This window comes from Pseudomonas sp. 1 (assembly GCF_056626735.1).
Genome location: NZ_JBWXMQ010000005.1, coordinates 319,558 through 325,869, shown reverse-complemented (window position 1 = coordinate 325,869; position 6,312 = coordinate 319,558). Strand labels below are relative to the sequence as shown.

Below are 6,312 nucleotides of genomic sequence, written 5' to 3'. Positions count from 1 at the left end.
CAGCAAACCGGCATTTCCAACGCTTTCCAGGCTTCGATGAACTGAAGCGACCCGCCTTCGAAACCTACTTAACTCATTGAATTTCAAGGAGTTTTCCGTTTCGACTGCGCCGGAAGTGGGGCGAATTATAGAGACTCAGAATCTGCCGTCAACCCCTTATTTCAACTTTACTCAGATTTCAGCGTAATCCGTGCAAAAGCTTTCTTGCCCGCCTGACAAACGTGCGTCGCACCCAGTACGTATATAAAGGAACGATCAACCACCTCGCCATCTACACGCACACCACCGGAAGCCAGCAGATCACGAGCAGCCGCCGAGTTTTTCACCAGACCCGCCTTATTAAGAACAGCAGCAATCGGCATATCCTCAACCGCAGTCAACTCGACCTCTGGCAGATCATCCGGCAGCTCGCCATCCTTCATACGGTTACCCGCACCACGGTGAGCATTGACTGCAGCCTCTTCACCATGGAAGCGCGCAACAATCTCTTCAGCCAGCTTGATCTTGATATCACGCGGATTAGCACCCGCTTCAACATCGGCGCGGAAAGCGTTTATCTCATCCATCGAACGGAAGCTGAGCAATTCGAAGTAGCGCCACATCAACGCATCGGGAATCGAAACCAGCTTGCTGTACATGACACCCGGTGCTTCCTGGATACCGACGTAGTTGCCCAGCGACTTGGACATCTTCTTCACGCCATCCAGACCTTCAAGCAATGGCATCGTCAGAATGCACTGCGCTTCCTGCCCATAACCACGCTGCAGCTCACGCCCCATCAGCAGGTTGAACTTCTGATCGGTACCACCCAGCTCAACGTCAGCGCGCAATGCTACAGAGTCATAACCCTGAACCAGCGGATAGAGGAATTCATGAATGGCGATCGGCTGGTTGGTGGTGTAGCGCTTGTCAAAGTCATCACGCTCGAGCATACGAGCGACGGTGTATTGCGAAGTCAGACGAATAAAGTCCGCAGGCCCCATCTGATCCATCCAGGTGGAGTTGAACGCGACTTCGGTTTTCGCCGGATCAAGAATCTTGAACACCTGAGTCTTGTAGGTCTCGGCGTTTTCCAGAACCTGCTCACGGGTCAACGGAGGACGCGTGGCGCTCTTGCCGCTCGGGTCACCAATCATCCCGGTGAAATCACCAATAAGGAAGATCACCTGATGCCCCAATTCCTGGAACTGGCGCAGCTTATTAATAAGCACAGTGTGACCAAGGTGCAGATCAGGCGCAGTTGGATCGAAGCCGGCCTTGATTCGCAGCGGCTGGCCACGCTTGAGCTTTTCGATAAGCTCGGACTCGACCAACAGTTCTTCCGCACCACGTTTAATCAGCGCTAGCTGCTCTTCAACCGACTTCATAACAGACCCGCAAGGCTCAGATTCAAAGGGAACCAACCATACAAGATCGCGCACCAAATACAAGTTTTGCCCGGCGCACGGACGTCAATCCACAGACAGGGCGTCCGTAGACTTGCTTCAGAGATGATTTGGTTATATTTTATACAGTTATTTCATCTTCATCATGTCATTCATCTTTTCCAATTCATCTTTTTCAAAGTCAAATTACTTATGACCACTGAACCGTCTAAAGCGCCACCGCTTTACCCGAAGACCCACCTGCTCGCCGCAAGTGGGATCGCCGCCCTTCTCAGTCTGGCGCTCCTGGTGTTTCCATCCAGTGATGTCGAAGCCAAAAAGACAACGCTGAGCCTTGAACTGGAAAGTCCTGCTGAACAACTGACACAAGATCAAGACGCTGCCGACGCAGTCCAAGCCACAAATGAGTCCGTAGCTTCCCCTTTCGCTCAGATCGAAAACAGCGCCGAAGAGACGCAGGAAACGGCTCAGGCCGCACCTGCGCCTACGCCGGCCGTCGAAGAAAAGAAGGCTCCAAATCACAGGGAAGTGCTCGTTTCCAAGGGCGATACGCTTTCTACACTGTTCGAGAAAGTCGGCCTTCCGGCCGCGACCGTTCATGAAGTGCTGGCCAGCGATAAACAAGCCAAGCAATTCAGTCAGCTCAAACATGGCCAGAAACTCGAATTCGAATTGAATCCACAGGGCCAACTGACCAACCTGCACACCAAGGTCAGCGACGTTGAAACCATCACCCTGACCAAGAACGACAAGGGTTATGTATTCAACCGCGTTACTGCCAAATCGACTGTCCGCACTGCTTATGTACACGGCGTGATCAACAGCTCGCTGTCGCAGTCCGCCGCCCGCGCAGGTCTGTCCCACAGCCTGACCATGGACATGGCCAGTGTCTTTGGTTACGACGTCGATTTCGCCCAGGATATCCGCCAGGGCGATGAGTTCGATGTGATCTATGAACAGAAAGTGGTCAACGGCAAAGCTGTTGGCAACGGTCCGATCCTGTCCGCCCGCTTCACCAACCGCGGCAAGACTTACACTGCGGTGCGTTACACCAACAAACAGGGCAACAGCAGCTACTACACGGCCGACGGCAACAGCATGCGCAAGGCGTTCATCCGCACACCGGTAGATTTCGCCCGCATCAGCTCGAAATTTTCCATGGGTCGCAAACACCCGATCCTCAACAAGATCCGCGCTCACAAAGGCGTTGACTACGCCGCGCCGCGCGGTACACCAATCAAGGCTGCCGGTGACGGCAAAGTGCTGCTGGCCGGCCGTCGCGGCGGTTACGGCAACACCGTGATCATCCAGCATGGAAACACGTACCGTACGCTGTATGGCCACATGCAGGGTTTCGCCAAGGGCGTGAAGACCGGCGGGACTGTCAAACAAGGCCAGGTGATCGGTTACATCGGCACCACTGGCCTGTCCACCGGTCCGCATCTGCACTATGAGTTCCAGGTCAACGGTGTTCACGTCGATCCATTGGGCCAGAAACTGCCGATGGCCGACCCGATCGCCAAATCCGAACGCGCTCGCTTCCTGGCGCAGAGCCAGCCATTGATGGCTCGCATGGACCAGGAAAAGGCCACCATGCTGGCTTCGAGCAAACGTTAAGTCATGGCTCTGTATATCGGCGTGATGTCCGGCACCAGTCTCGACGGGCTGGACATCGCCCTGATCGAGCAATCCTCGGCGATCAACCTGGTCGCCACACACTACATACCCATGCCTGACACCCTGCGCGCCGAGCTGCTTGGCTTGTGCGCCAGCGGCCCTGACGAAATCGCCCGCTCGGCAATTGCCCAGCAAAACTGGGTGAAGCTCGCCGCGCAAGGAATCCGTACTCTCCTTGAAAAGCAAGAGCTCAAGCCTGAAGCCATTCGCGCGATCGGCAGCCACGGCCAGACCATTCGCCACGAACCTGCACGCGGCTTCACTGTGCAGATCGGCAACCCTGCCCTGCTGACCGAGCTGACCGGCATCACCGTCGTCAGCGACTTCCGTAGCCGCGATGTAGCCGCCGGCGGCCAAGGCGCTCCGCTGGTTCCTGCCTTTCATGAAGCGTTGTTCGAAGAGCGTACCGGTAACCGCGCAGTCCTGAATGTCGGCGGTTTCAGCAATCTCAGTCTGATCGAGCCGAACAAGCCTGTAGCCGGTTTCGACTGTGGGCCGGGGAATGTGCTGATGGATGCCTGGATTCATCAGCAACGGGGTGAGAACTACGACCGCAACGGGCAGTGGGCAGCCAGCGGCAAGGTTGAACCGACCCTGCTGAAAGCCTTGCTCAGCGATCCGTTTTTCGTGACCCAAGGCCCCAAGAGTACCGGTCGTGAGGTCTTCAACTTGCCCTGGCTGGAGCAGCATCTTTCGCGCCTGCCAGCGTTTCCGGCGGAGAACGTACAAGCAACGCTGCTGGAGCTCACCGCACGGACAATCGTCGACTCACTGCAAAGCGCTCAATCCGATACTCGGGAATTGCTGGTCTGCGGTGGCGGTGCTCACAACGCCACACTGATGAATCGCCTGGCCGGGCTGCTACCGAACGCCAAGGTCGCCAGCACGTCGACCCACGGCGTCGATCCGGACTGGGTCGAGGCCATGGCCTTCGCCTGGCTGGCCCATTGCTGTCTGGAAGGGGTCGCCGGCAATCGCCCGAGCGTTACCGGCGCCAAAGGCCTTCGCGTACTCGGCGCCATCTACCCCAACTGACAAAACCCAGACAACAAAACGCCGCAGAACCGTGAGGTTCTGCGGCGTTTTGTTGTGTACGGTGAAGCGCGATCAGATCGAGAACGAGGAGCCGCAACCACAAGTAGTGGTGGCATTCGGGTTCTTGATCACGAAACGCGAACCTTCCAGACCTTCCTGGTAATCCACCTCGGCACCCGCCAGGTACTGGAAGCTCATCGGATCGACTACCAGACTGACGCCTTCGCGCTCGACAATGGTATCGTCCTCGGCCACATCTTCATCGAAGGTGAAGCCGTACTGAAACCCTGAACAACCGCCGCCCGTAACGAATACGCGCAGCTTCAAGCGATCATTCCCCTCTTCATCGACCAGGCTCTTCACCTTGTGCGCGGCACCTTGAGTGAATTGCAAAGCCGTGGGGGTGAAGGATTCGACGCTCATGCTGACTATCTCCCGGCGTTACGCCGCCATAATGCGTGATGACGCGCATTATCCGCTTGTCCTAGAAAATCGGTCAACTATTGTTACGGTATATCAATAAACCTGATCAACCGATCAGAATGCAAAAAGGCCCGTCAAACGGGCCTTTTTACCGAGCAAGAACAGCTGTTACGGCAGCATGCCCGCGTGGGACAGACCCAGACGCTCATCCAGCCCGAACAGGATGTTCATGTTCTGCACTGCCTGACCCGACGCACCCTTGACCAGATTGTCGATCACGGAAAGCACCACCACCAGATCGCCATCCTGCGGACGATGAACCGCGATACGGCAGACGTTCGCACCACGCACACTGCGCGTTTCCGGGTGGCTACCAGCCGGCATCACGTCGACGAACGGCTCATTGGCGTAACGCTTTTCGAACAACGCCTGCAGATCCACCGAGCGATCCACCACGGTCGCGTAGAGCGTGGAGTGAATGCCACGGATCATCGGAGTCAGGTGCGGCACAAAGGTCAGACCGACATCCTTGCCTGCGGCACGACGCAGTCCCTGGCGAATTTCCGGCAGGTGGCGGTGACCTTTCACCGCATAAGCCTTCATGCTTTCCGACGTCTCGGAGTACAGCGAGCCTACGGCAGCACCACGACCGGCACCGCTGACACCGGACTTGCAGTCGGCGATCAGGTGCGAAGCGTCGGCAATGCCCGCCTCAAGCAACGGCAGGAAACCCAGCTGCGTCGCGGTCGGATAGCAACCCGGCACCGCGATCAGACGTGCTTTCCTGATCTGCTCACGATTGACTTCCGGCAAGCCGTAAACCGCTTCGTCCAGCAGCTCCGGCGCGCCGTGCGGCTGACCGTACCACTTGGCCCATTCATCAGCGTCCTGCAGACGGAAGTCTGCCGACAGGTCGATGACCTTGGTGCCGGCCGCCAGCAACTCGCCGGCCAGTGCATGGGCAACGCCGTGCGGAGTGGCGAAGAACACCACGTCGCAAGCGCCCAGGGTCTTGATGTCCGGCACGCTGAATGCCAGACCGTCATAGTGACCGCGCAGGTTCGGGTACATATCAGCCACGGCCAGACCGGCCTCGGATCGGGAAGTGATTACCACCACTTCTGCCTGCGGATGCTGTGCCAACAGACGCAGCAATTCGACACCGGTGTAACCCGTGCCGCCGACGATACCGACCTTGACCATAAACCTGCCCTCAACGAACCCACTGGAAAGCCGTCGATAATAGGGGCCGCGCGCCCCTGCGACAACCGCCAAGGTGACGTGCGGACGCTCAAGCCTCTACTATCCGGCCTACCGTGAATTGGGGAATAACCAAAAATGCTCTATCTATGGATCAAAGCGCTTCATATCGTCAGCATCGTGTGCTGGTTTGCCGGCCTCTTCTATCTTCCGCGACTGTTCGTTTATCACGCGCAAAGTGAAGACACGATCAGCAAGGAACGCTTCAGCATCATGGAGCGCAAGCTGTATCGCGGCATCATGGGCCCGGCGATGATCGCCGCGCTGATCTTCGGCGGCTGGCTGATCTACCTGAACCCGGGCATCTTCAGCAGCGGTGGCTGGATCCACGCCAAACTGACCTTGGTCGTGCTGTTGATTGGTTACCACCACATGTGCGGCGCGCAGGTAAAACGTTTTGCCCGTGGCGAGAACACCCGCAGCCATGTCTTTTATCGCTGGTTCAATGAAGTGCCGGTTCTGATATTGCTGGCTATCGTAATTCTGGTCGTGGTCAAGCCGTTCTAACTTCAACAAATACAACTTTCCGGGG

Annotated in this window: 6 protein-coding genes; 3 read left to right on the top strand and 3 right to left on the bottom strand. The window is 57.0% G+C overall.

What is annotated here, in order from left to right; all coding sequences use genetic code 11:
* Positions 1–167: 167 nt before the first annotated feature.
* The gene (gene tyrS / locus AC1MDC_RS10460; RefSeq protein ID WP_085697692.1) at positions 168–1,367 is read right to left on the bottom strand and encodes a tyrosine--tRNA ligase; all 1,200 of its coding nucleotides are present in this window, start codon (positions 1,365–1,367) and stop codon (positions 168–170) included.
* Positions 1,368–1,577: 210 nt separating this feature from the next.
* Between tyrS and AC1MDC_RS10455 the strand changes: the two genes are divergently transcribed.
* A complete protein-coding gene (locus tag AC1MDC_RS10455; protein WP_480392966.1) occupies positions 1,578–3,002 on the top strand; it encodes a peptidoglycan DD-metalloendopeptidase family protein in 1,425 nt (474 codons plus the stop codon).
* Positions 3,003–3,005: 3 nt separating this feature from the next.
* Entirely contained in the window at positions 3,006–4,097 is a 1,092-nt protein-coding gene (locus AC1MDC_RS10450) for an anhydro-N-acetylmuramic acid kinase (protein ID WP_480392965.1), read from the top strand.
* A 72-nt stretch (positions 4,098–4,169) separates the two neighbouring features.
* Here AC1MDC_RS10450 and erpA read toward each other — a convergent pair whose 3' ends face one another.
* Both erpA and argC read right to left on the bottom strand, forming a co-directional pair.
* Positions 4,170–4,520, bottom strand: a complete 351-nt coding sequence (gene erpA / locus AC1MDC_RS10445) for an iron-sulfur cluster insertion protein ErpA (RefSeq protein ID WP_003228776.1) — start codon at positions 4,518–4,520, stop codon at positions 4,170–4,172.
* Between the two features lie 168 nt (positions 4,521–4,688).
* Positions 4,689–5,723: an N-acetyl-gamma-glutamyl-phosphate reductase gene (gene argC / locus AC1MDC_RS10440; protein ID WP_011336183.1), complete on the bottom strand. Its 1,035-nt coding sequence runs from the start codon at positions 5,721–5,723 to the stop codon at positions 4,689–4,691.
* Positions 5,724–5,858: 135 nt separating this feature from the next.
* On the opposite strand from argC, the gene hemJ reads away from it, so the two are divergent.
* Entirely contained in the window at positions 5,859–6,287 is a 429-nt protein-coding gene (hemJ, locus tag AC1MDC_RS10435) for a protoporphyrinogen oxidase HemJ (RefSeq protein WP_085688426.1), read from the top strand.
* Positions 6,288–6,312: the final 25 nt, after the last annotated feature.